At 73.9% G+C, this 24,769-nt stretch carries 20 protein-coding genes and 3 pseudogenes; 13 read left to right on the top strand and 10 right to left on the bottom strand.

All coding sequences use genetic code 11. The annotated features are described in order from the left end of the window. Positions 1 to 9: 9 nt before the first annotated feature. The 3 genes from ACIBO1_RS17355 to ACIBO1_RS17365 all read right to left on the bottom strand — a co-directional run bounded on the left by ACIBO1_RS17355 (position 10) and on the right by ACIBO1_RS17365 (position 2,384). Positions 10 to 345, bottom strand: coding sequence for a hypothetical protein (locus ACIBO1_RS17355; protein ID WP_131054723.1), 336 nt, complete (start codon positions 343 to 345; stop codon positions 10 to 12). Between the two features lie 84 nt (positions 346 to 429). After that, a complete protein-coding gene (locus ACIBO1_RS17360; protein WP_396747382.1) occupies positions 430 to 1,182 on the bottom strand; it encodes an LppM family (lipo)protein in 753 nt (250 codons plus the stop codon). A 215-nt stretch (positions 1,183 to 1,397) separates the two neighbouring features. Beyond that, entirely contained in the window at positions 1,398 to 2,384 is a 987-nt protein-coding gene (locus ACIBO1_RS17365; RefSeq protein ID WP_396747385.1) for a LacI family DNA-binding transcriptional regulator, read from the bottom strand. A 179-nt stretch (positions 2,385 to 2,563) separates the two neighbouring features. On the opposite strand from ACIBO1_RS17365, the gene ACIBO1_RS17370 reads away from it, so the two are divergent. Then, a complete protein-coding gene (locus ACIBO1_RS17370; protein ID WP_396747796.1) occupies positions 2,564 to 3,841 on the top strand; it encodes an MFS transporter in 1,278 nt (425 codons plus the stop codon). Positions 3,842 to 3,926: 85 nt separating this feature from the next. Beyond that, complete coding sequence (locus tag ACIBO1_RS17375) at positions 3,927 to 4,262, top strand: hypothetical protein (protein WP_396747388.1); 336 nt, start codon at positions 3,927 to 3,929, stop codon at positions 4,260 to 4,262. Between the two features lie 31 nt (positions 4,263 to 4,293). On the opposite strand, the gene ACIBO1_RS17380 is transcribed toward ACIBO1_RS17375, so the two are convergent. Continuing rightward, positions 4,294 to 5,052, bottom strand: a complete 759-nt coding sequence (locus ACIBO1_RS17380; protein ID WP_396747391.1) for a class I SAM-dependent methyltransferase — start codon at positions 5,050 to 5,052, stop codon at positions 4,294 to 4,296. A gap of 250 nt (positions 5,053 to 5,302) precedes the next feature. Here ACIBO1_RS17380 and paaI point away from each other — a divergent pair. Then, positions 5,303 to 5,674 (top strand): annotated as a pseudogene (gene paaI / locus ACIBO1_RS17385) (hydroxyphenylacetyl-CoA thioesterase PaaI); the annotation flags it as partial. A gap of 157 nt (positions 5,675 to 5,831) precedes the next feature. Further along, positions 5,832 to 6,398 carry a dienelactone hydrolase family protein gene (locus ACIBO1_RS17390; protein WP_350697390.1) on the top strand — a complete coding sequence of 189 codons (567 nt, stop codon included), beginning with the start codon at positions 5,832 to 5,834 and terminating at the stop codon, positions 6,396 to 6,398. 759 nt (positions 6,399 to 7,157) lie between these two features. Here the strand turns inward: ACIBO1_RS17390 and ACIBO1_RS17395 are convergent. Next, positions 7,158 to 8,396, bottom strand: a pseudogene (locus ACIBO1_RS17395) (adenylate/guanylate cyclase domain-containing protein); the annotation flags it as partial. A gap of 137 nt (positions 8,397 to 8,533) precedes the next feature. On the opposite strand from ACIBO1_RS17395, the gene ACIBO1_RS17400 reads away from it, so the two are divergent. The 5 genes from ACIBO1_RS17400 (at position 8,534) to ACIBO1_RS17420 (ending at position 16,812) form a co-directional block, all read left to right on the top strand. Further along, positions 8,534 to 11,419: a helix-turn-helix transcriptional regulator gene (locus tag ACIBO1_RS17400; protein ID WP_396747394.1), complete on the top strand. Its 2,886-nt coding sequence runs from the start codon at positions 8,534 to 8,536 to the stop codon at positions 11,417 to 11,419. An 82-nt stretch (positions 11,420 to 11,501) separates the two neighbouring features. Further along, positions 11,502 to 12,272, top strand: a complete 771-nt coding sequence (locus ACIBO1_RS17405; protein ID WP_396747397.1) for a DUF5995 family protein — start codon at positions 11,502 to 11,504, stop codon at positions 12,270 to 12,272. A 257-nt stretch (positions 12,273 to 12,529) separates the two neighbouring features. Further along, positions 12,530 to 12,925 (top strand): hypothetical protein, encoded by a 396-nt coding sequence (locus tag ACIBO1_RS17410; RefSeq protein WP_350697236.1) that lies wholly within the window; start codon positions 12,530 to 12,532, stop codon positions 12,923 to 12,925. A gap of 5 nt (positions 12,926 to 12,930) precedes the next feature. Next, positions 12,931 to 15,024, top strand: coding sequence for an amino acid transporter (locus ACIBO1_RS17415; RefSeq protein ID WP_396747400.1), 2,094 nt, complete (start codon positions 12,931 to 12,933; stop codon positions 15,022 to 15,024). Positions 15,025 to 15,195: 171 nt separating this feature from the next. Next, positions 15,196 to 16,812, top strand: a complete 1,617-nt coding sequence (locus ACIBO1_RS17420; RefSeq protein ID WP_396747403.1) for a hypothetical protein — start codon at positions 15,196 to 15,198, stop codon at positions 16,810 to 16,812. Positions 16,813 to 17,086: 274 nt separating this feature from the next. Here ACIBO1_RS17420 and ACIBO1_RS17425 read toward each other — a convergent pair whose 3' ends face one another. The 5 genes from ACIBO1_RS17425 to ACIBO1_RS17445 all read right to left on the bottom strand — a co-directional run bounded on the left by ACIBO1_RS17425 (position 17,087) and on the right by ACIBO1_RS17445 (position 21,401). Further along, complete coding sequence (locus tag ACIBO1_RS17425) at positions 17,087 to 17,293, bottom strand: hypothetical protein (protein WP_117228195.1); 207 nt, start codon at positions 17,291 to 17,293, stop codon at positions 17,087 to 17,089. 206 nt (positions 17,294 to 17,499) lie between these two features. Continuing rightward, positions 17,500 to 18,498, bottom strand: coding sequence for a hypothetical protein (locus ACIBO1_RS17430; RefSeq protein ID WP_396747406.1), 999 nt, complete (start codon positions 18,496 to 18,498; stop codon positions 17,500 to 17,502). A 235-nt stretch (positions 18,499 to 18,733) separates the two neighbouring features. Then, positions 18,734 to 20,083 carry an FAD-dependent oxidoreductase gene (locus ACIBO1_RS17435; protein WP_396747409.1) on the bottom strand — a complete coding sequence of 450 codons (1,350 nt, stop codon included), beginning with the start codon at positions 20,081 to 20,083 and terminating at the stop codon, positions 18,734 to 18,736. A 14-nt stretch (positions 20,084 to 20,097) separates the two neighbouring features. Then, positions 20,098 to 20,445 carry a TcmI family type II polyketide cyclase gene (locus ACIBO1_RS17440; RefSeq protein ID WP_131056046.1) on the bottom strand — a complete coding sequence of 116 codons (348 nt, stop codon included), beginning with the start codon at positions 20,443 to 20,445 and terminating at the stop codon, positions 20,098 to 20,100. A 149-nt stretch (positions 20,446 to 20,594) separates the two neighbouring features. Next, positions 20,595 to 21,401, bottom strand: a complete 807-nt coding sequence (locus tag ACIBO1_RS17445) for a BTAD domain-containing putative transcriptional regulator (RefSeq protein WP_396747413.1) — start codon at positions 21,399 to 21,401, stop codon at positions 20,595 to 20,597. Positions 21,402 to 21,710: 309 nt separating this feature from the next. Between ACIBO1_RS17445 and ACIBO1_RS17450 the strand changes: the two genes are divergently transcribed. The 4 genes and pseudogenes from ACIBO1_RS17450 to ACIBO1_RS17465 all read left to right on the top strand — a co-directional run. Beyond that, positions 21,711 to 22,037, top strand: a complete 327-nt coding sequence (locus ACIBO1_RS17450) for a TcmI family type II polyketide cyclase (RefSeq protein ID WP_131056042.1) — start codon at positions 21,711 to 21,713, stop codon at positions 22,035 to 22,037. Continuing rightward, the gene (locus ACIBO1_RS17455) at positions 22,034 to 23,725 is read left to right on the top strand and encodes an acetyl-CoA carboxylase carboxyltransferase subunit alpha (protein WP_396747417.1); all 1,692 of its coding nucleotides are present in this window, start codon (positions 22,034 to 22,036) and stop codon (positions 23,723 to 23,725) included. Before ACIBO1_RS17450 ends, ACIBO1_RS17455 begins: the two co-directional genes overlap by 4 nt. Next, entirely contained in the window at positions 23,722 to 24,528 is an 807-nt protein-coding gene (gene accB / locus ACIBO1_RS17460) for an acetyl-CoA carboxylase biotin carboxyl carrier protein (RefSeq protein ID WP_396747420.1), read from the top strand. The genes ACIBO1_RS17455 and accB overlap by 4 nt, the downstream gene beginning before the upstream one ends. Positions 24,529 to 24,539: 11 nt before the next feature. Then, positions 24,540 to 24,693, top strand: a pseudogene (locus ACIBO1_RS17465) (biotin carboxylase N-terminal domain-containing protein); the annotation flags it as partial. Positions 24,694 to 24,769: the final 76 nt, after the last annotated feature.

The raw sequence follows: 24,769 nt of genomic DNA on the forward strand, positions 1-24,769 counted from the left end.
GGTTCCCCTCTAGGCCCAGGAGCGGATGAAGCGGGGCTCGTTGCCCTGCGCCAGCCGGGTCGGAGTCGCCTGCCGGTTGCCGGGAGGCAGTTGGTTGACGCCGAGGGCGGCGGAGAAGATGACCAGCCCGTTGAAGAAGGCGATGATCCACTTCTCGGCGCCCGCGTCGGTGGCGAAGGCCGCGGTGAGGTACGACAGCAGCAGGGCGATACCCAGCGCGATCCACTTGCGTGCCGTGTCGGCACTCGGGCCGATCAGCCCGCCGATGACGTTCGTGGCCAGCAGCGTCGCGGCGCTCGCGCCGGTCAGACTGCCCAGCGCCGCCCAGGTGAAGAGATCGTTCATCGCCGATCTCCCTTCGGTTTCGCGTGGTGCGAGGTGGGATGTGGTGCCGCCCGCCGGGCGGGCGACGGTGCCGGCTGACCTGCGTCAGCCGGAGCCCGGCACACCGCCGGTCGTGGTGTGCGGTGCCGGACCGATGGTGCCCGGACCACCGGAGGTGCCCGGTCCGCCGGGCGTCGGCGCGTCGCCATCCGCCGGGCCCGTGCCGGGCCGACGCAGCAGCAGTACGACGAGCGCCGCGACGAGCAGCAGGATCACCGCACCGGCACCGACCAGCAGCCACGGGAAACTCCCGCCGCTCTCCTCGTCGTCCGCCGAGGCGGACGGCCGGGGTGGTGCCTCGGCGACGGCCCGCAGTTCCGGTGGCTTCGGCTGGTTGCGGGCGACCCGCCAGGTGACCGTCCGGTCGTTGACCTGACCGCCCGCGCTGACGTCCAGAACGCGTCCGGGGAACGTCACCGAGATCTCGAACGACATCAGCGTCATGAAGTGCGCCTGATTCGCCGGATTCTGTTCGGCCACTTTTCCGCCGTACTTCTTCGGATCGAGCGGAAGAGTGAACACGTACCGGTCGTCGCCCTGTCGGGCGATGCTCAGACTTTCGCTGTCGAATTGATCGAGCGGGACATTCCGGTAGTTGATCTGAGAGCCGTAGTGGGTGGCGTCCTCGTACCGGCTCTCGTTGCCTTGAGGCAGGGCCGGGATGTTCTGCCGGAGCTCGGCGAATCCGGCCTCGACCGTCTTGTTGTTCGCGGTCAGCACGTTGCGCTCGGCGGTCAGCAGGAGTTGCCCGCTGACCGTGTCGTCGGCGTTGACGGTCAGTCCGGTGTTGAGTTGCATGCAGCCGGAAAGAACCGCCAGAAGGACGAGACACGCCGCGCCGCGGAGTATCCAGGTGCGTTCGAGCCCCGTATTCATGGGCTCAGTCTGTGCGTTCGCGAGCCGAGCCATCAGTCAGCGATCAGTCAGATGGCAGTCGCCGATCTTACCGCTCACCAGTCACATTCGACCGAGGTCGCACACCCCGGAAATGGATATCCTGGAAGGTTGTGCCGTCAGGCGCTGTCGCGGCGTACCAGTGCGGACGGGAAGCGGGTGCACATCGGGGCGTGCCGGTGTTCCAGCACCATGGTGGCGGCGGCGCTGGCGATCTGGCGGACCGGGTGGCTGGCGGTGGTCAGGGCCGGTGCCGTCACGGCGGCCAGCGGGATGTCGTCGAAGCCGGTCACCGCGACGTCGCCGGGCACCTGCACGCCGTCGGCGCGGAGCCGACCGATCACGCCCAGCGCGGTCGCGTCGCTGATCCCGACGATCGCGTCCGTGTCCGGCCAGCGGCGCAGCACCTCGCGGGCGGCGGCGCGGCCCCGCTCCACGGAGAAGTCGCCGACCACCTCGCGTGCCGGCAGGCCGGCGTCACGCAACAATCCCCGGTACGCGTCCACGGAGCGGTTGGCGCAGGTCAGCCAGGGGGGACCGGTGACCATCGCGATCCGTCGGCGACCGCCGGCGTAGAGGTGGCGGACGATGGCCTCGGTGGCGCCGCCGTTGTCGATGTCCACCGACGGCACGGTGGCCGAGCCGACTCCGATCGACACGGCCCGCCCGCGCAGTCGGCGCGGCACCAACTCCAACAGCTCCGCGGTCGTGTTGACCAGGATCAGGCCGGTCACTCCCCGGTCGTCGGTCAACCGGACCAGCCGCTCCGGCGCGTGCAGCGGCACCCAGTCGACGGTGACGCCCAGCCCGTGCGGTGCGCAGACCCGCGCGGTGGCGCCGAGGACCTGGTCGACATAGCTGTCGTCGAGGACCGCCGGGTCGGTGCCGGCCACCGCCACCAGCAGCCGTACGCCGGTGCCGTGCACCAGCGCCCGGGCAGCCGGGTTGGGTACGTAGCCGAGCTCGTCCGCGGCGGTGCGTACCCGCTCCCGAGCGGTCGGTGACGCGAACCCGTTGCCCGCGATGACCCGGGACGCCGTGGAGCGGGAGACTCCGGCGGCTCGGGCGACGTCGTCCAGGGTTGCCGGCCGGCGTGCCGTGGTCATGGTGTCTCCCTGTTGCCTGCGGCCCGCCTGGTACGCGGGCTCCCACCCGCATCATGCCTCGCCGAAGGTCCAGGGGTAAGGACCGGAGGTGGATTGTGGTGGTAGCGCTCCCAGGTGTGTGATCGTTGCCTGCGCTCCCACCACCGTCGAGAGGACCGGGAAGTTCCATGGATCCCGCCATCAGCACGCCCGCCACACCGCCGGTCTCCTCGGGTCCGCCTCGGGCGGTGCTGGCCGCCCGCAACGGCGTGGCGGTGGTGTTCGCACTCAACGGGCTGGCCGTCGCGACCTGGTTCTCCCGGGTGCCGGCGGTCCGCGACGCGCTGGAGCTCAGCCCCGGTCGCCTCGGCCTGCTCCTGCTCGCCATGTCCATCGGCGCGATCGTCGCGATGCCCACCGCCGGCCTGCTCACCCAGCGGCTCGGCGCGGCCCGTGCGGTGGTGTTCTCCACCACCGTGGTCGCCCTCGGCCTCAGCGTGGCCGGGGTGTCGGCGGTGGCCGGCTCGCTGCCCGGGGTGGCGGTGGGCCTGTTCGCGCTCGGGTACGGCTCCGGAAGTTGCGACGTGGCGATGAACATCGAGGGCGCGATCGTCGAACGCCGCCTGGGCTGGACGGTGATGCCCCGGTTCCACGCGGCGTGGAGCCTCGGTTCGGTGGCCGGTGCCGGTCTGGGCGCCGGGGCCGCCCGGCTCGGCCTGCCGATCGCCGTCCACCTCGGGGTGCTGGCGGCGGTGGTGCTCGGCGGCACGCTGCTGGGGGCCCGCGCGTTCCTGCCCGCCGCACCCGGTACGGAGGGCGAGGGCTCCGGTGGCGGTCGCAAGTCCCTGCTCGCCGCCTGGCGGGAACCGCGCACCCTGCTCATCGGTCTGGTGGTGCTGGCGGCGGCGTTCGCCGAGGGCAGCGCCAACGATTGGATCGCGGTCGCCTTCATCGACGGGTACGGCTTCAGCGAGGCGGCTGGCGCGGCGGTCTTCGCCGTCTTCGTCACCGGCATGACCGTGGGCCGCACGCTCGGCACGGTGGCCCTGGACCGGTGGGGGCGGGTGCCGGTGCTGACCGTGACCATCCTGCTCGCCATCGTCGGCGCCGGGGTGGCGATCCTGGCCGGTTCCGGTCCGGTCGCGGTGGTCGGTGTGGTGCTGTGGGGGGTCGGCGCCTCGCTCGGTTTCCCGGTCGGCATGAGCGCCGCCGCCGACGACGAGGAGCACGCCCACGTCCGGGTCAGCGTGGTCGCGGTCATCGGTTACACCGCGTTCCTGGCCGGCCCGCCGTTGCTGGGGCTGCTCGGCGACCGGATCGGCACGCTGCACGCGTTGCTGGTGGTGCCGTTGCTGCTGCTGCCGACCCTGCTGCTGGTACGCGTCACCCGTCCGCCCGTCTCCGGCGCCACGGGGGAGCCGGAGCGGGCGGGCGTCCCGGAGCCGGAGCGGGCGGGTCCTCCCCGGCCGGAGGCGTAGCGACCAGGGCCCGTGCACCGGCCGTCCAGGGAACTGCCAGGTCCGGGTGCTGCACTGGGAGGTACGCCGAGGAGAGGAGCCGGGTATGGGCTGGTTCAGCCGGCGGCCCCGGGCCGCAGAGGGCACCCCGACGAAGTTGGACCGCGAGGCGACCCCGGAGGACCTCGCCTCGCTGGAGGAGTTCGCGACCAGTCGGCAGGGGGTGGAGTTCTATCTCGAACCGGAGACCACCGCCACCGACACCACGGTGGTCGCCATCGCGCACGACGGCGAGTGGATCCGACGGCGTACCGGGACGCCCCGGGCCGCCGGGAAGATGGCCCGTAAGCACACCATCCCGCTGTACGAGGCGACCAAGGTCGGTTATCCGGAACGGATGCGGGCCTGGAACCGGGCGCACCCGGAACGTCGGGCCCGCTGACCGGTCCGTCCGGTGGCCGCCACGCGGGCGGTCACCGGACGGCGACGACCGCCGCGTCCGCGCCGCCGCGCCAGAGCGTGCCGACCTCGGTGAATCCGGCCTCGGAGAGCGCGCCGAGATGCCAGGAGACCGGCGGGCTCCACTCCTGGCTGTGCCCGGTCGGATAGATGGCGTGGCGACGCTCGACGAGGGACCGCAGCTCCGGGTCCTGTGCGGCGTGCTCCCACCACTGCGCCCAGGAGGGCACCGCACCCGCCGCGTACCGCGCCGCCCGGCGCGCCTCGGCCTTGGCGAGCAGGCGCTTGGTCAGCTCGGGCAGGGTGTCGTCGGGCATGTGGTCGGCGTTGACCAGCAGGCCGCCGGGGCGCAGCAGCTCGCGGAGCTCGGTGTAGAGCCCGGTCAGTCGGTCGGCGGGCAGCCAGTGCAGCGCGGTGGCGGTGAGCACCGCGTCGTAACCGCGATGCGGCAGGGCGTCCACCCAGTCCGGCCGGGTCAGGTCGGCGGTGACGATGGTGGCCCGGTCGCCGAGCGAGGCGGTGGCGAGGGCGAGTAGCGCCGGATCGAGGTCGACCAGGGTCAGCTCGGCGTCGGGGAAGCGGCGCAGCGCGCGCAGCGAGATGGTGCCGGTGCCGCCGGCCAGGTCCAGCAGCCGCGGCGGGGCGGTCTCGCGGACCGCCTCGACCGCGTCGAGCATGGCGGTGAAGCGGTGTTCCCGGTCCGGCAGGTACGCCTCCTGCTGCCGGTCCCAGCTCTCCTGCCATGCGGCGGCATCGGTGATGTAAGGACTCATGGCGAGCAGGCTAGTTACATCGACGGGCCGTTGTCCAGCCTTGTTGCCAACAATGTGCAACTGCGGGACAATGGCGGAGCGATGATCAGTGCCGGGCCGGATCGGGGACACCGATCCGGCCCGGTCGTCGTCGCGGACCCACCGGGCCGGACGCCCCGGTCGACGGTGGCATGATGGCGGTCCCCGGGGCGCAGGGCCCCGCCGACCCACAGTCGGGAGCCAGGTGGACCTCCGCACCGCCGCGCACGAGATGTTCGAGGCCGACGTGGCGTCGAACCGGCTCGGCATCGAGTTGGTCAGCGCCGCGGACGGCACCGCGACGGCCCGGATGCGGGTCACCGACAGCATGGTCAACGGCCACCGCATCGCCCACGGCGGCTTCGTCTTCCTGCTCGCCGACACCGCCTTCGCACTGGCCTGCAACAGCCACGGCCCGGCCACCGTCGCGGCCGGCGGCGAGATCACCTTCGTCCGTCCGGCCCGCGAGGGGGACGTGCTGGTCGCCCGGGCCACGGAACGGACCCGGTACGGCCGCAGCGGGATCTACGACGTCACGGTGAGCCGCGCGGACGGGCAGGTAATCGCCGAGTTCCGGGGGCACAGCCGGGTCCTCCGGCCGGACGCCGGTGCCCGGGATGGCGTAACGGCTCCGGCGCGGCCGGACGACGGACCGGGCTCGGAGGCACCGGCCGGCGGACCGGACGGCGCCGGCCGAGACTGACCGGGGTGCCCGCGCGTGCCGGGCCGAAGCTGTCGGTGCCGTCCGGCACGATGAGCGAATGGGACATGTCGCACTCTTCCACTCCGTGTACGGGCTGCGGCCTGCGGTGCGGGACGCCGCCGAGCGGCTGCGCGCCGCCGGACACCAGGTGCACGCGCCCGACCTGTACGGAGTACCCGCCGTGGACACGGTCGAGGAGGGCTTCGCCCTGCTGGACCGGATCGGGCAGCAGACCGTGTTGGACCGCGCCCGGGCCGCGCTGCACGGGCTCCCGCCTGACGCCGTGCTCGCCGGGTTCTCGATGGGCGCCGGGGTGGCCGGCGCGATGCTGGCCGAACGCCCCGACAGCGGCGGCCTGCTGCTGTTCCACGGCACCGGCGGCGCGCCCGCCGACGTCCGGCCCGGGCTGGCGGTCGAGCTGCACCTGGCCGACCCGGATCCGTACGACCCGCCGGACGAGGTCGACCAGTGGCGGCGGGAGATGACCGCCGCCGGCGCCCACGTCACCGGGTACGGCTACCCGGGTGCGGGTCACCTGTTCACCGATCCGGCCGAGGCCGACCACGATCCGGCCGCCACCGCGCTCGCCTGGGAGCGCGCGCTGTCCTTCCTGGCCGCTCGCTGACCACGACCGCGCCGACCCTGCGGCCGCCGCCGACCTCGCGGCAGGTGTCGACTGCGCCGGCCGCGCCGCCGATGCGGACTGCGCCGGCCGCGCCGCCGATGCGGACCGCGCCGACCTCGCGGCCGGTTGCGACCGGGTCGGTCCCGACCGAACCGATCCTGGATGCGTCGATGCCGCCCGCGCGACTGCGGACCGTGCCGTTGCCGGCTCGGGAGGCGGCGCGTCGGTGGCCGGGACACCGGCCCGGCGGGTGAAGGTGGCCCGGGTCGCCCGGGGAAGCCGGGCGACGGCGACCTCCCGCAGCGCCGGGTCGACGAACGCGTGCCCGCCGGCGGGCAACCGGACGAGCAGGCCCGCCCCGGTCAGCGCGCGCAGGGCCGCCTCCACCTGCGCCGCCGCCCAGCCGAGTGCCCGCGCCAGGTCCGCGACGGGACAGCCGGGCGGAAGGGCGGCGACCGCCATCAGAGCCGCTCGCCGGGGGCCGTCCAGCCGGTCCAGCCGGGCTTCGGCGGCCCGCCGGATGCTCTCCGGCACGGCAAGCCGCGCCGGGTCCGCCCCGGCGAGCGACCGCACGTACGCCACCGCCCGTCCGGGATTGCCGCCGACCAGCGGGATCAGCCGCCCTACCAGGCCGCCCGGCTGACCGGCCCGGCGCAGCAGGCGACGCAGCAGCCGACCGACGGTCACCGTGTCGAGCGGACGCAACCGGACCCGGGCCGTCGGCCGGGCGGAGTCGACGCTCGCCCCGGTGCCGACCAGCACCAGCGGCAGGCCGTCCGCGGTGGCCAGGTCGACCAGGGCGTCCAGGTGCCGGCGCAGTGTTGGGGCGGCCCGGTCCAGGTCGTCCACGGCCACCACCACCGGCTGTCGGCGGGCCAGCCCGAGCAGGACGTCCCGCCAGCGCATCGCCGCTCGGGCACCGGCGGCCCCGCCGCCGGTCACCAGATCGTCCACTGTGTCCAATGCCGCGGCCAGGTGCTCGCCCGACACCGATCCGCCCAGGGCGGCGGCCAGCCGGTCGCGGAGCACGTCGGTGCCGGTGGCGGCGGTGCGGCTGCCGGCCAGCGTCCGCACCAGCTCCACGACGGGTGCCAGCGGCCCGTCCGGGTACGGCGGGCAGGCGGTCAGGCACCACCGCACCGGTACCCCGTCCAGCGTCGGCGTGCTGCGGGCCAGCTCGCGCAGCAACCGGCTCCGTCCGCTGCCCGACGGACCGGTCAGCACCAGCCGCCGGACGCCGTGTCCGCGTACCGCCTCGGCGAGCTGTTCCCGGACGGCGGCCAGCTCCCGGTGCCGGCCGACCAGCGGCGTGTCGTGGCGCGGCGGCCGGGGCGGCAGCGTGCCCACGGCGTGCCAGACGCCGACCGGCAGCGTCTTGCCGCTGACCGTCACCGCCGGCACCGGGCGCAGCGCGATCAGGCCGGCGACGGCCCGGTGCGTGGTCTCGCAGACCGCCACACCGCCGTGTGGCGCGTGTTCCTGGAGGCGGGCGGCGAGTGTGATCACCGCGCCGCTGGCCATGCCGTGCCCGCCGTCGCGCCCGGCGGCCAGGTCCACCACGGCCTCGCCGGTGGCGACCCCGACGCGGACCCGCAGCCCGGGCGCGGTCGCCAGCGGCCGGCGGTCCAGGGCCCGCTGGACCTCCAACCCGGCCCGCACCGCCCGGTACGCCTCGAAGCCGTCCCCGGCCCGCGCGCCGAACAACGCCATCACCGCGTCGCCGACGTACTTCTCCACCACGCCGTCCCAGCGCCGCAGCACCCGGGCGACCGTGCGGAAGTAGACCCGTTGCAGTGTGCGGACGTCCTCCGGGTCGAGCCGGTCGACCAGACGTGTCGACCCGACGATGTCGACGAAGAGGACAGTCAACGTCCGTCGTTCCTCAGCTACCGGCCAGCGCCCCCGCTGAGCCGGCTGACCTGCGACAACCGACATGGGCATCGAGATCGCACCCGCCTCTCCCCCCGTGCGTGCCAACGATGTCCCGGAGACTGTCATCCCCGGTCCGACGGCGGATCTGCCGAACGACGTATGTCGGCCGAGCGCAACCTTCGGTCGCAATGTCGACGCGAGTGGGGGAGGGGCGGCGCGGCGGCGGTAGAACGGGGGCGGCGGCTGTGACTAGGCTGCGAGCCATGGCCAGCGACGTGGACACCACACCGCTCGTCGGTCGGGCCGACCTGGTGGCGACGGTACGCGCCGCGTTGCTCGACGACGTGGCGCCGGGAAACACGGCCGGGGTCTTCCTCACCGGCGAGAGCGGCGTGGGCAAGACCCGGCTGCTGCACGAGGTGGGCGGGCAGTTGAGCGCGGGCGGGGCGCTGGTGCTCACCGGTTCCTGTCTGGACATCGGCGACGCCTCACCGCTGCACCCGTTGCGGCAGGCGTTGCGGCGCCTCGACGCGGACCTCCCGCCGGCCGCCACCGCGTCGGTGCGCGCGTTGCTCGGGGTGTTCGCCGAGGACGCGACCGGGCCGGACGGTGCCGGGGCGCTGCTGGAACGGGTGTCCCGGGGACTGGGCGTGATCGCCGGTGGTCGCCCGCTGGTGCTCGTCCTTGACGACCTCCAGTGGGTCGACCGGACCACCCGCCAGTTGCTGCTCTATCTGCTCGCCGGTCTGGGCGACCTGCAACTGTCGGTGCTGGCGGCGGTCCGGTCGGAGTCGTTGCAGGGCGCGCACCCGCTGCGCCGGGTGCTGACCGAGTTGCGTCGGCTGCGGTCGGTGCGGGTGCTGGACCTGGCGCCGCTGGACCGTGCCGCCACCGAGGAACTCGCCGCGGCGATCGTCCGGGCCCCGCTCGCGCCCGAGGCGGCCGACCGGCTGTGGCAACGCAGCGGGGGCAACCCGTTCGTGGTGGAGGAGCTGTCGCGGGACCTGCGCGACGGCCGCGACGACCTGTCCGACACGCTGCGCGAGGTGTTCCTGGCCCGGGTGGACGCGCTGCCGCAACCGGCGCACCAGGCCGTGCACGCGGTCGCCGCCGGGGTGGAGCCGGTCGAGCACCGGCTGCTCACCGAGGTGGTCGGGCTGCCGGAGCAGGACCTGCTCGTCGCGGTCCGGGCCGCCGTCGCGCACCGGCTGCTGGTCGGCTCCGAGGACGGCTACCGGCTGCGGCACCGGCTCGTCGCCGAGGTGCTGGAGGACGAGCTGCTGCCCGCCGAACGCGCCCTGCTGCACCGGCGTTACGCCGAGGCGCTGACTGCCGCGCCGGGCGAGCTGCACCAGGCCCGGCTGGCGTACCACTGGCGGTTGGCCGGTGAGCCGGAACGGGCGTTGCCGGCGGCGGTGGCCGCCGCCGAGGAGGCCGAGCGGCTGTACGGCTACGCCGAGGCGCACCGGCACTGGTCGGTGGCGGTGGAGCTGAGCCAGGGGCGGGCCGGGGTCGACCGGGCGGCGCTGCTGGGGCAGGCCGCCGAGGCCGCGCACAAGAGCGGTGAGTACGCCCGGGCGCTCGCCCTGCTGGAGGAGTTGGCCGCCACCGACACCGGCCCACCCGCCTGCGAGCTGCACATCCGGCGGGCGCGATATCTGGCCGCCGCCGGACGGTCGGCGTTGGCCGAGGTGGAGTACCAACAGGCGCTGGACGCCGCGGACTGCACGCCCCGACAGCGGGCCGCCGCCGCCGCACACCTGGCGGACCTGCTGGTGTACCTCGGCCGGTACGCCGACGCGGGCCAGCGCGCGCGGGAGGCGCTGGCCCTGGCGGAGCAGGTCGACGGAGCCACCACCGAAGTGGTGCTGGCCAGCGCGGCGTTGGGCTTCTCCGAGGCGTACCTGGAGGATCCGGACGCCGGCCTGGCGGTGCTGCGGCGGGCGCTGGACACCGCCGAGCGGGCCGGTCGCCCGGAGGACGTGGCGCGGGCCTACCTGCACCTGGCCGAGCTGCTCACCGGGCCGCTGAACATCCTCGAGGAGGGGGTGGTGGTGGCCCGCCGGGGCGCCGAGCGGGTGGCCGAGTTGGGGTTGGGTCGTGCATACGAGACGCGGCTGCTGGCCGTCGCCACCAACGGGCTGTTCCGGGTGGGGCAGTGGGCCGAGGCGGAGAAGGTCATCGCGGCGGCGCTGCGGCACCGCCCGTCCGGGGCGGACGCGGTCGAGCTGCTGCTGGCCCGGTGCAAGCTGTCGGTCGGGTACGGCGACGTCGAGGCCGCCGCCCGGGACCTGGACGCGGCGGCCACCATGCTGGCCGGCGGCGGTGCCCGGCACGTCATCCCGCTGCTCACCCTGCGCGCCGGGCTGGCGATGTGGCAGGGGCGGCACGACGTGGCCCGGCACGCGGTGCAGCGCGGCCTGACCGAGACCCGCTCCGACGACCTGGTGATCCTCGCCGTGCTGGTCTGGCACGGGCTGCGCGCCGAGGCCGAGGCGCACGCCAGCCGCACCGTCGCGGTCGACCAGAGCGCGGTACGCCGGCTGCGGGAGATCGCCGACCGGGTGGCCGGGCGGAGCGTGCCCGCGGCCCGTCCGGTGCGCGACGTGGTCGACGGCTACCTGGCGCTCTGCGCGGCCGAGGTGAGCCGACTCGACGACAGCGACCCGGATCTGTGGGGGCGGGCGGCAGCCGAGTGGGATCGCCGCAACCATCCGTATCCGGCGGCCTACGCGCGACTGCGCCAGGCCGAGGCGCTGCTGGCCCGCCGCCGCCGTACGGCGACCGCCGGCCGACTGCTCCGGCAGGCGTACCAGGCGGCGCAGGGCCTCGGCGCGGTGCCGTTCACCGAGGAGATCCGTACCCTCGCCGGCCGGGCCCGGGTGGAGCTGGAGGAACGCCCCGCCGGCCGGGTCGAGCCGCCGCCCGGCGCCGGTGACGAGCTGGCCGCGTTGACCGCGCGGGAGCGCGAGGTGCTCGCCGCGGTGGCCGAGGGGCTGACCAACAAGGAGATCGGCCAGCGGCTGTTCATCAGCGAACGGACCATCGGCGTACACGTCTCGCACATCTTCGACAAGCTCCACGTACGTACCCGGGTGCAGGCGAGCGCCATCTTCCTGCGTAGTCGGGTGTCGGTGTCGGATACGTAGTTCTACTGATGTCGGCGGTGTCCCCGCCTGAAAGGCTGTGCCCGGCGTCGGATCGCGACGCCGGGAGCAGCGAGGGGGCAGCGTGAGTGAACCGGTCTGGGGGCCAGTGCACCGGGACATCGTGGACCTGCTCGCCGATCACCCGGCCGACGTGCCCGCCGTCGTCGACCACCTGACCAAGCTCCAGGACATGCTGGTCCGGCTGCCACCGCTGCTGGACAGCTGCCCGCTGGCCGACTTCAACAAGCTCTACCTCACCATCACCACGAGCGTGTTGGACGGCCTCTACGCCGACCGGTTCGTCGACCCGGTCTTCCTGTCCCGGCTTGACGTCGAGTTCGCCGCCCGCTACTTCGACGCGCTGCGGATGTGGAGCGACTCCAGCCCCGGTACGCCCAAGGCGTGGGCCTGCCTGTTCGAGCGGATGCGCGGCCCGGACGCCCGGCCGTTGCCGTCGGCGGCGGCCGGCGTCAACGCGCACATCAACTTCGACCTGCCGTTCGCCCTGGTCACGACGTTCGACTACCTGGAGTCGGAGCCGGTCGAGGGCAGCGACCAGCACCGCGACTACCTGGAGATCAACCGGATCTTCGCCGACAAGATCCCCGGCCTGCGCCGGGGCTACCTGGAGCAGTGGCAGCTGCTCATCGACATGGTCAACGGCGACATCGACGACTGGTACCAGGGTGAGCTGATCGAGTACACCCGGGATGTCGCCTGGCGCAACGCACAACGGATCTGGCGATGCCGGCACGACCCGCATCGACACGAGCGCGAGCGCGCGCGGCTGGACCAGACGGCCTCCGCGCTCGGTCGGTTGCTGCTGTCGCCCCTCGGGGCATTCCTGCAGTAGCCGGGACGGGGGGTCCCCGCGTCTCGCCCGACGGCGAGGCACGGGGGCATCCGACCCGCCCGGGCGACGTCGCCCGGTATGTGAGCACGGGGGGAACAGGAGGCCGGCCGGCCAGGGGGGTGTCGGCCGGCCTTCGCGGGGTACGCGGCGCCCATGACCGCTGCCTTCCGGCGTCCCGCCGCACGGCCCCGCCCGCGCCCCGCCGCACCGCCTCGTCCGAGTCGGCCGGGGGACCGGGTCGGCCGGCGGGTCCGGGGATGACCACACACCGCTTCCCGTTCCGGTTCGACCCGCCGCTGCGCCCGCTCCTGGCCCTGCTCGGGGTACGGCCCTCCACCGCCTGGGTACGGGTCGACGGCGACACGTTGACGGTGCGGTTCGGGCCCTGGCGGCTGCGCACCGAACGGGCGAACGTCCTGGACACCGAGACCACCGGCCCGTACCGCTGGTGGCGGGTGGTCGGTCCGCGCCTGTCCGCCGCCGACCTCGGCGTCACCTTCGGCAGTTCCACCGCCACCGGGCTCTGCGTCCGCTTCGCGCGACCGGTGCCGGCGCTGCTGCCGGGCGGCCGTCCGCGCCATCCCGGGCTGACGGTGACCGTCGACGACCCCGCCGCCCTGGCCCGCGCGCTGGCCGCACCGCCCGGCGGCTGACCGCGATGGGGGACGGGACCAGAGCGCGACGGGGCCGGGACCGGCGCCGCCCGGCGTCCGGGACACCGGAACCGTCGCTGCGTGCCGCGCGGGACCCCACCCGCCCCGGCGAACGGGCCGGTCGACGGGTCACCGTGCCCGACCGGGTCGCGGTGCCGGCCGGACCGGCCCGGCCGGAGAGCCGGCTGCGCCAGTGGCTGTTCGTGCACCAGGTGCAGCCGGTCGGACCGGAGACGGCCGAGGGGCAGACCCGGTCGCATGCCTGGTGGCGGGTGATGTGCCTGACCGGCGTCGACTACTTCTCCACCCTGTCGTACCTGCCCGGCATCGCCGCGCTGGCCGCCGGGGCGCTCTCCCCGCTGGCGACGCTGCTGATCGTGGCGCTGACCCTGTTCGGCATGCTGCCGATGTACCGCCGGGTGGCCGGGGACAGCCCGCACGGCCAGGGGTCGGTGGCGATGCTCGAACGGCTGCTGCCGTTCTGGCGGGGCAAGGTCTTCGTCCTGGTGCTGCTCGGTTTCGTGGCCACCTCGTGGATCGTGACGATCACGCTCTCCTCGGCCGACGCCACGGTGCACATGTTGCAGAACCCGTACCTGCCGGACGCGTTCGGCGGGCCCGCCGTGGCGGTCGGGGTCACCGTGGTGCTGCTGCTGATCCTGGGTGGGGTGTTCCTGCTCGGTTTCCGGGAGGCGGTGGCGGTGGCGGTGCCACTGGTCGCCGTGTTCCTGGCGTTGAACGCGGTGATCGTGGTGGTGTCGCTGACCGACCTCGCCGCCGATCCCGCCCCGCTGGCGGACTGGACGGCGGCGCTGACCACGGGCGGCGGCGGACCGGGCGGCGTGGCGCTGACCGCGGCGCTGGCGTTCCCGCTGCTGGTGCTGGGACTCTCCGGCTTCGAGACCGGGGTGAGCATGATGCCGCTGGTCGCCGGGGAGGGCCGGGACGCCGAGGCCCGGCTGGCCGCGCGCATCCGCAACACCCGGCGACTGCTCACCGTCGCCGCGCTGATCATGTCGGTCTACCTGCTCTCCACCACCTTCGTCACCACGCTGCTCATCCCGCCCGAGCAGTTCGCGCCGGGCGGTGCGGCCAACGGGCGGGCGCTGGCCTACCTCGCCCACGAACACGTCGGCGAGGCGTTCGGCACCGTCTACGACCTGAGCAGCGTGCTGATCCTCTGGTTCGCCGGCGCCTCGGCGATGGCCGGGCTGATCAACATCGTGCCGCGCTACCTGCCCTCGTACGGCATGGCGCCGGAGTGGGCGCGTGCGGTACGGCCCGTGGTGATCGTCTACACCCTGGTCTGCATCGTGCTGACCGTCCTCTTCCGCGCCGACGTGGACGCGCAGGCCGGCGCGTACGCGACCGGGATCCTGGCGATGATGGTCTCCGCGTCGGTGGCGGTGGCCATCGCCGCGGTCGCCCGGCGGCAGCGCGCCGCCTCTGTCGGCTTCACCGTGCTCACCCTGGTGCTGGTGTACGCCCTGGTGGAGAACGTGATCGAGAAGCCGGACGGGATCGCCATCTCCGGCCTGTTCATCCTCGGCATCATCGCCGTCTCGCTGGTCTCCCGGGTCAGCCGGACCACCGAGCTGCGGGCCGAGCGGGTCGAGTTCGACGAGGTGGCGCGGCGCTTCGTCGCCGATTCGGTGGCGCACGACGGCCGGTTGCACGTGATCGCCCACAAGCGGCGCAGCGGCGCGGTCAAGGAGTACACCATCAAGGAGCGCGCCCAGCGTGGGCTGAACCCGGTGCCGGGCGCGACCGACGTGCTGTTCCTGGAGATCGACGTGGTGGACCCGTCCGGGTTCCGCCACGTGCTGCGGGTGTGCGGCGTCGAGGTGGGCGGGTACCGGGTGCTGCGGGCCAGCAGCCCGGCCGCGCCGAACGCCATCGCCGCGATCCTGCTGGCGCTGCGTGACGCCACCGGGGTACGCCCGCACGCGCACTTCGAGTGGTCCGAGGGCAACCCGATCGCGCACCTGCTGCGGTATCTGATCCTGGGGCGGGGCGACACGCCGCCGGTGGTCCGGGAGATCCTGCGCAAGTCCGAGCCGGACCCGGCCCGGCGGCCGGGCATCCACGTCGGCGGATGATCCGGGTCCTCTCTGAGACAACATGAACGCGAGCGGCGTACTTATTCACGTATGCCGGATATGAACCTTTGATCGCCGTACGGTGACCTCTGGTGGCGGAGGCGACGTCCGCCACCCCGCGCCCGGTTCGGCGCGGCCGTGTCTTCGCATGCACGAGAGGCAGGAACCTTGATGTCCACCTACCGAGGCAGCCCCGGGTCGGGTCGACCCGCACGGCGGTCCCGCTGGCTGCTGGCCGGCGGCCTGATGGCGGGAACCCTGGTGGTCGGGGCGGCGGGCGTGACCGCCGTCGCCTCCGCCAACGAGAACAACACACCGGCGCCGAGCCCGGGACGGCCCGCCGCGATGTACTCCGACGTCCCCGGCGTCCCGGACGCCGGCCCCGATCCCGACTCCGCGCGGCAGCGCCCGGACCGGCAGCGCCCCGAGTGGCGGCACGACGGTGGCGAACCGGACGGCGCGCGGGACGGCCGTCGCGACGGCGCCGCCTCCGATCGTGGCGACGACGCGTCCGCCGACCGACCGGCCCGCAACGGTCGTCCGTCGCGAGCCGAGACGATCAAGGTGCCGTGCGACTCCGCCCGACTCATCGCGGCGCTGGTCCGCGCCAACGCCGAGGGCGGCGCGACGCTGCGCCTGGCCGAGGAGTGCACCTACACCCTGACCCACGCCTTCGCGCAGGTCGACGAGTACGACGGTGGTATCCGCGACGCGCGGGAGGCCGCGGACGCCGCCGAGACCCCGGGCGACGCGGAGGCGCCGCCGCGCGACCCGGCCGACGACAAGGCCGGACTGCCGGTCATCTATCACGGCATCACCATCGAGGGCTCCGGCGCCTCCATCGTGCGCGCCGCCGACGCCGAGGAGTTCCGGTTCTTCACGGTCCGGGACGGCGGTGAGCTGACCCTGCGTGACGTGACCCTGCGCAACGGTCGGTCGAAGGTGGAGGGCGGCAGCCTCTTCGTGGTGCACGGCGCGACCGCCGTGGTCGAGGGAGTCACCGTGGTGAACAGCACCTCGCTGTCCGCCGAGGGCGGCGGTGGAGGCATCTTCAACGACGGCAACCTCCAGATCAGCGACAGCCGGCTGATCGGCAACCGTGCCGCCGGTGCCCAGGGCAAGGGTGGGGGCCTGCTCAACGGCGGTGTGATGACCATGCACCGCACCGAGTTCCGGCACAACAGCGCGGTCAGCTACGGCGGTGGCCTGGCCAACTTCCGGGCCGCCGGTGACGTGTACTCCTCCACCTTCGTGCAGAACAACGCCGGGCAGGGCGGTGGCCTGGCCAGCTTCTCCGCGCGTACCAAGGTCTTCGACAGCGCGGTGATCGGCAACAGCGCCCAGACCGGCGGTGGCCTGGCCAACTCGGACGCGGTGCTGGTGTTGCGGCAGATGACGATCCGGGACAACCTGGCCGCGGTGGCCGGTGGCGGTATCTCCACCGTCCAGGGCCTGCTGCCGCTGGACGACAGCGTGATCCAGGACAACACCACCCGAGGCAACGGGGGCGGCATCTACGCCGAGAAGTCCAACCTGCTGGTGCGCGGCAGCGACGTGCAGGCCAACGCGGCGGTCGGGCCGCAGTCCCTGGGTGCCGGGCTGTTCGTCACCGCCGGGACCGCCTCGCTCTATCGCAGCCAGGTGACCGGCAACCGGGCGACCGTGCAGGCCGGTGGCGCGCATGTCGAGCGGGCCCAGATCAAGATCGACGACGATACCGTCGTCATCGAGAACAACCCCACCAACTGTGAGGGAAGCCGGGTGCCCGTGGCGCACTGCTTCCGCTGACCCACGTACGTACGCCCGGCCCTCCGCCGCCTGGTCCGTCGTGACCGGGCGCGGGGGGCCGGTCCCGTCCGCCCCGGCACCCCCGTCCTGGGCCGGTGACCGTCGCTATCTCCGCAAGATCACGCTCGATCCGGGATCGAGTGGCCTCGTAGCGCGACGCCAGCCACTCGATCCCGGATCGAGCGTGATCTTCTACGTGCAGGTGTGCGCCGACGGGTGATGCTGGGGTGCTGGGGGCGCCGGGTGGGGGTCACCCGGCGCCACCCGGGAAGAGTCACTGCGAGGGCTGCGGCAGTTCGCATTCGACCTGGGGGTTGGCGCCGACGTAGTTGAGCGGCCCGGCGACGATGGTCACCAGTATGGTGCCCAACTCGGCACAGTTGGTCTCCTCGTTGTCGTAGTAGCCGCGCTGACCGGCGGCGACCGCGCCGATGATGAGCCAGATCACGACCAGGACTCCGAATATCGACGTGCCACGCATGGCTTCCTCCACGGTCCGGTGGGTTGCACGGTGCCGGGCCTTGTACCCAGACGGACCGAACGGCCAAACGGAGGGCGGCGCGTCCCCGTCGACGGGCCGTGTCCCCGGACACCATCACCGGCAACACGGTGACCGCAACGGAACGGGCCGCCGACCCGGGACGGTCCGAAGACCCGTCCGCGTCGGCGGCCCGTGTGGGCGTGCCGTCAGTCGGTGCCGCCGGCCGCCAGCACCTTCGCCTGCTGTGGCCAGGTGACCAGGCTCGCGGTGGCGCGCAGCCCGGCACCCTTGATGACCTCCCGCAGCGCGGCCTCGTCCAGCTCGGCCAACTGCCGGTACGTGAGGATGCCCGCGCCCTGCAGCGCGGCGGCGATCTTCGGCCCGACCCCCTGGATACGTCGGAAGTCGTCCGCCGCTCCGGCAGCGGGCGCGGCCACCGAGGACGCGGCGGTCACCGGCTCGGCGGGTGCCACCGGCTCGGCAGCGACCGGCTCGGCGGCGACCGGCTCGGCAGCGACCGGCTCGGTGGTGACCGGCGACGCGGTGGGCTCAGGGATGACCGGCGACGTGGCGGACTCGGTGACGGCCGGCTCGGCGACGGGGTCCGGGGTGACCGGCTCAGGGGTGACCGGCTCGGTGGTGACCGGCTCGGTGGTGACCGATGCGGCGGACACCGCCGGGGCGGGCTCGGGCTCGGCTGCCGCCGTCGCGTCGACGGTCGTCGGCGCGGTGACGACGTCCTCGGCCGGGGCGGTGTCGGTGCTCACCGGCGCGTCGACCACCGGCTGGGTGGCGGCCGGCTCGACGTCCACCGCAGGCGCGGTCTCGACGATGGTCGACGCCGGCTCGGGCTCGACAGCGGTGGAGGTCTCAGTCTCGGCGACGGGCGCGGTCTCGACGCTGGTCGGAGCCGGCGCGGTCTCGGCGGCTGAGGTCTCGGTCTCCACCGCGGTCGGAGCCGGCTCGGTCTCCACCGCGGTCGGGGCCGGTTCCGCAATGCTAGCGGCGGGGGCCGGTGCGGTCTCGACGGCGGCAGGGGTCGGCTCGGTCTCGGTGGCGGCCGGGGTCGGCTCGCTGGTGGTGGTGCTCGCGGTGGCCGACGCGGGAGGTTCGCCCCGTCGCCCGCGCAGCAGCACCCAGCCCACCGCCAGACCTGCCAGCAGCGCCACGAGCAGTATCAGCCAGCTCCCGAAGGAGTCGCCCACGGTAAACCTCCCTGAAGTCCTACGTCCGAATCGTCGCGAAAAAAGCTCGCCGCAGCTTCGCACACGTGGGGCCGGGGCAACAGGCAGGCCATGTAACAGTCCGTACTCGCGGGACGGGGTTCACCGCAGGTGTCCGAGGCGGAACGGACGGTGTGGACACGGTGGGTACACCACGACCCCCGGCACGACGACCCCCGGCACGGGGTCGTCGTGCCGGGGGTCGGGTGGGGACGGATCAGTCTTCCTCGCCGCGATAGGTATAGAAGTCGTCGACGAACTTGCGGCGCAGCGGGGGCACCCGGCTGGTGACCCGGAAGTACCCGCGTGCGCCAAGCAGCGCGAGTCGGCCGAACACCGGCTTGTACATCCGGTCGTCACCGTTGGTGCCGCTACGGTTCAACGAGTCTGCCACCCGGGCGAAGCCGTACGGCAGCATGGCCGCCTCGTAGTCGGCCACCGCCTGCACCAGCGTCTTCTCGCCGGCTACGGCGTGCACCAGGTGCCGCCGCAGCAGGTTGGCGTCGCGCAACGCGGTGTTGGCGCCGACACCCCGACCCGGCGTCATGGTGTGGATCGCGTCACCGAGCAGCGTGACGGTGCTGCTCTTCCAGGGCGGCACAGACTCCGATGTGGACACCCGGATCGGCAGGGCGCTGTCCGGGTCGGCGCGGCTGAGCAGTTCGCGCAGGGTCGGGTGCCAGTTGGCGGTCAACTCCAGCGCTACCTGGACCAGCTCCCCGCCCCGACGGCGCAGCACGTCCGCCGGGAAGCGCCGCGCGGTGCTCCACACCACCAGGTTGATGTTGTCGCGGGTCGGGTCGTGTCGCAGCCCCGGCCAGTCGGCCAGCAGGGCCGCGTCGGCGGGCGGGAGGTCCGGCTTGAGTCGTCCGTCGTCGTCCCACTTGAACTCCATCACGTGCAGGACGCCCATCACCCCACCGGTCCCGAAGATCAGCGAGATGCCGCGCCGGACGGTCTCCGGCAGAAGTCCCCGGGTGTGTGCGGTGAGCGGGATCCGGGTGGCGATGTTGACGGTGCCGGCGTCCCGGACGGTGGCGTGCGGCAGGTACTGCCGGCGGACCGCGGAGTGCGTGCCGTCCGCCGCCACCAGCAGGTCGCCGACGGCGCTGGTGCCGTCGGCGAAGTACGCGGTGACCGTACCGTCGTCGTGCTGCTCGTAGTGCGTGAAGGTGCGGTCGAAGTGCACCACGTCCTCCATGCCGGTCAACAGCACCTGACGCAGCGTCATCCGGGCCACCGACCGTTCGGTGTCCACCGGGTCGGTGTCCGGTCGCAAGGGGAACGACGCGGTGTGCCGCATCCGCTGGGTGAGCACGTTGAAGTAGCGGGGCGAGCGGGCACAGGTGGCCAGGTAGATCTGGAACAGCTCAGGCGGCAGGCAGTCGCGCAGCGCCCGGCTGCCGGTGGGCCCGATGCCCACCCGGTAGCCGAGCAGTCCGTCGGCCCGGGTCCGGTGCCGCTCGTACACGGCGACGCTGATCCCGGCCCGGCGCAGCCCGTGCGCCAGGCAGAGACCGCCGGTGCCCGCGCCGATGACCAGCACGTGCGGCGCTCGGGTGGACATCAGCCGACCGCCGGTCAGCCGGCCACGCGGGGCGCCGGGACGTCCGCGGCGTCCCAGCGGTAGAAGCAGCTGGCGATCGCGTCGCGGGGGGAGCGCCAGGTCGGCAGGTACGGCGAGGTGTGCGCGGAGAGTCGCTCGTTGACCTCGCGGTACAGCGGGTGGTTGCGGGCCGCCGCGAGGGCGTCGGTGCCGACGTCGTCGGTCTCCATCAGGTGTACGCACAGGTCGTGCAGGCAGTACAGGGACCGGTGGCGTACCCCGGTCAGGCTGGGCAGTTCGGTCGCGTCGGACTCGGCGAATATCTGCGCCACCCGTCCCTCCGCTCCCGGGATGATCCTGTTCACGATCACTAGACGGCTCATCGGACCCCTTTCACCGGTGTTCCCGCCCGGGCATCTGGCCGGGCCACGGACGGCTGTCCGGTGTCACCCTGTCCGGCGGACTGTCACCTGCCCGTCAACGCGACCGGTCGGGCCGGTGACGCCACCGGCGGGTCAGCGGATCCGGCGGGTCAGCGGGTCCGGAACCGCGCCCGGCCGCCCGGGTGGCGGGTCTCGGCCGGTACCCGGGTGGCCCGGCGGATCGGTTCCAGCGTCTCGTCGAGCAGCGCGCTCATCGCCGGGGACGGTTCCAGGCGCAGTTCCCGCAGCAGCAGGTCGCGGTAGACATAGAAGGCGTGTACCGCCTCGAAGGCGTTGCCCTCGGCGAGGTGGATGCGGACCACCAGCCGGTGCGGCGTCTCGCGCAGCGGTTCGGCGGCCATCGCCTCCAGCGCCGCCTCGAGGGCCTCGCCGTGCCGTCCGGCGGTCAGATGCTGGGCGGCGACCTGTTCCAGCATGTGCAGCCGGAGCTGGCGCAGCCGTTCCCGGTCGGTCAGCACCCAGTCCTCGTACCAGCCGGGCAGCAGGTCGTGCCGCCCGGCGGCGAGCGCCTCGGCGGCGTCCTCGGGCGCCTGGCCGTCGCGTACCCGGGCGGCGGTCTCGACCAGCCGGTCGACGTCCACGGTGACCAGCGGGTCGAGGCGGATGGTGTCGGCGGTGGTGGTCAACGGGCAGTACGGATCCTGCCGCAGCCGCCACAGCGCGGTGCGCAGTGAGGAGAGGGCGCGGTCCTCGCCGGCCTCGGGCCAGAGCAGCCCGGCCAGGTGGGCGCGGGTCGCGTCGGGCCGGAGCCCGATCAGCGCGATGATCCGTTGCAGCCCTCGGGGCACCACCACCGGTGCGGTGTCGTGGGTGAGCCGGAAACCGCCCAGCAGGTGCAGTCGTACCTCGGTGGTGTGGTGTTCGCCGGTGGTCGGCGCGGGTGGTTCGGCGGCCACGGCGGTACCCCCTGCGGGACGGGTCGGTTCCGTCGTGAAGATTATCAATCACAGTTACTCTGAGTCAACGACGGTATCGGCTTAGTAACTTAACTTGCTTCATGAGTGGGGCTCTGAACTGCGTACTTGCGATGATCATGGTGTTCGGTAGCACACAGGTGGGGCACAGCATGCGTCAACGGAACGTCACCAACCGTCCTTGTGGACCGAGATTCCGGTGACGCCGGGGTGACGCGCGGCGGCGCATCGTGGCCGCAGTCGTCCGGGCACCCGGTGGTGTCACCACCGGCCCATGGGGGGAGGTCCAGCATGGACCGCACGCTGATCGTCGCGAAGGTGGACCCGACCGCCGAGGCCACCGTCGCCGAGATCTTCGCCGAGTCCGACACCACCGAGCTGCCCCGGTTGGTCGGTGTGCGGCACCGGTCGCTCTACCGGCTCGGTGACCTGTACGTGCACCTGCTGGAAACCGAGTCACCCGGCGACGAGGCGGTCGCCGCCGTCCGGGACCATCCCGAGTTCCAGCGGGTCAGCGCCCGACTGAGTCCGTACGTCTCGCCGTACCTGCCGACCTGGCGGTCCCCCCGCGACGCGATGGCCCGCTGCTTCTACCACTTCGACGGGCCCCGGTCGTGACCGCCACCGCGCCGGCCGACGGGACGCTCTGGTCGCGCTGTGGCGGCTGCGCCACCCTGCTGTATCGCAAACGGCTGCGGCGCAACCTCGACGTCTGCCCCGAGTGCGGCCGGCACGCCCGACTCGCGGCACCCGAGCGGGTTCGTCAACTGGTCGACCCGTCCTCCTTCCAGCCGCTGCCGGACCGCGCGGTCGAGGTGGACCCGATCGGCTTCGTCGACGTGCTGCCGTACCCGCACCGGCTCACCGCCGCCCGCGCCGACACCGGCCTCGCCGAGGCGGTGCTCTGCGGCACCGCCACCGTCGGCCGGTACCGGTGCGCGCTCGCCGTGATGGACTTCCGGTTCCTCGGCGGCAGCCTGGGCAGCGCGGTCGGTGAACTGATCACCCGCACCGCCGAGGAGTCGCTGGCGTCCGGCGTCCCGCTGGTCCTGGTCACCGCCTCCGGAGGTGCCCGGATGCAGGAGGGCGCCCTGTCCCTGATGCAGATGGCCACCGTCAGCCAGGCGATCGCCGCGCTGCGGGAGGCCGGGCTGCTCACCGTCAGCGTGCTCACCGACCCGACGTACGGGGGAGTGGCCGCCTCGTTCGCCACCTGCACCGACCTGGTGATCGCCGAGAGCGGCGCCCGGATGGGCTTCGCCGGCCCCCGGGTGATCCGCCAGGTCACCGGACGGAACCTGCCGGAGGGCTTCCAGACCGCCGAGTTCCTGCTGCGGCACGGCCAGGTCGACATGGTGGTGCCCCGGCACGCGCTGCGCGCCCGGCTGACGACGCTGCTCGCCGCCGCCGCGGCCGGCGGGCGTCGACCCGGCGTCACGCCCATGTCGGCGCGTCCCGTCGGCCCGGTCGTGGACCCGGAGCCGACGACCCGGGACGCCTGGGCGACGGTACGACTGGCCCGGCACCCCGCCCGCCCGACCACGCTGGACTACCTGGAGACCGCCTTCGACGGGTTCACCGAACTGCACGGCGACCGGCTGCGCGGCGACTGCCCGGCCGTGGTCGGTGGACTGGCCCGGCTCGACGGCCGGCACCTGATGGTGATCGGGCACCAGAAGGGACACACCAGTGCCGAACTGGTGGCCCGCAACTTCGGCATGGCCAGCCCGGCCGGGCACCGCAAGGCGCTGCGGCTGATGCGACTCGCCGCCCGGCTCGGCCTGCCGGTGGTGACCCTGGTGGACACCCCGGGCGCGGACCCCGGCATCGCCGCCGAGGAGCACGGCCAGGCCGCCGCCATCGCGGAGAACATCCTGACGATGAGCGTGCTGCCCACCCCGGTCGTCACCGTGGTCACCGGCGAGGGCGGCAGCGGCGGCGCGCTCGCCCTCGCGGTCGCCGACCGGGTGCTGATGCTCCAGCACGCGGTCTACTCGGTGATCAGCCCGGAAGGCTGCGCCGCGATCCTCTGGCCGGGGCGGACCGCCGCGCCGGAGGCGGCCCGGGCACTGAAGCTGACCGCCCCGGACCTGGTCCGGCTCGGCATCGTCGACGAGGTGGTGCCCGAACCGCCCGGCTCGGCCGCCGACGACCCGGAGGCGGTGGCCCACGCGGTCCGTGAGGCGGTGCTGACGAACCTGCTGCCGCTGCTGGAACTGCCGGTCGCCACGCTGGTGCAGCGCCGCCGACGCCGGTTCCGCCGGTTCGGCGCGGCCCGGACCGGCCTGCGGGCGGGTGCCCGGTGAGCGCCCCGGGCGGCACCGTGCCCGCCGTCGCCGGTACCCCGACGGTCCGGCCGCCGGTGCCGGGCGGCCCGGAGGGCGGCCTGCCGGGGCTCGCTGTCGCGGCACCGGTCGACCGGCCAGCGGCAGCCGTGAGGCAGCCGGCGCCCGCCCCGACGCCGAGGGACGAGCACGTTCCGGAGCCCACCTGCCCGCCGCCCGCACCGGCCGCGTCCGGCGCGACGGAGTCACACCGATCGGACCCGCACCGATCGGACCCGCACCGGCCGGACCTCGCCGGATCGGAGTCCGGAGCGCGTGACGAGGCGGACACCGAGGCCGCGCTGACCGGGTTGCGGCGGCACGTCGGCCGACTCGTCGCCGAGCTGCCCGGTCCGTTGCGCCGCCTCAGGTTGTGCGCCGGCGGGGCCGAGCTGGAGGTGGAATGGCAGCACGAGGCCGGATCCGGCCCGCTCACCTCCGTACCCGGCACGTCGGCCGTACACCCTGCGCCGCCCGTACACCCCGCGCCGCCCGTACCCACGGTCCCGGTCGGAGCCGGTGCGCCGCCGGTGCCGCCGGTCCCTCGCAGCGCGGTGCGCTCGCCCATGGTCGGCACCTTCTATCGGGCGCCGGAGCCCGGTGCCGCGCCCTTCGTGACCGTCGGCGACCTGGTACGACCCGGGCAGGTGGTGGGCATCGTCGAGGCGATGAAGCTGATGAACGAGATCACCGCCGACCGGGCCGGACGGGTGACCGAGGTGCTGGTCGCCGACGGCCAGCCGGTGGAGTACGACCAGCCGCTGGTCGCCCTGGACCCGGCCTGAGGTGGTGGACCGTGTTCGAGAAGGTGCTCATCGCCAACCGGGGCGAGGTCGCGCTGCGCATCCTGCGGGCCTGCCGTGAGCTGGGCATCCGTACCGCCGTGGTCTACTCCACCGCGGACGCCGACTCGGCGGCGGTGGGGGGGGGGGGGGGGGGGGGGGCGGGGGGGGGCCGGGGGGCGCCCCCCCCCCCGGGGGGGCCCCCCCCCGCGGGGGGGGGGGGGCCGCCGCGGGGGGGGGCGGC

Origin of the sequence: Micromonospora sp. NPDC049903 (assembly GCF_044460945.1) — a bacterium.
Lineage (GTDB): Bacteria > Actinomycetota > Actinomycetes > Mycobacteriales > Micromonosporaceae > Micromonospora.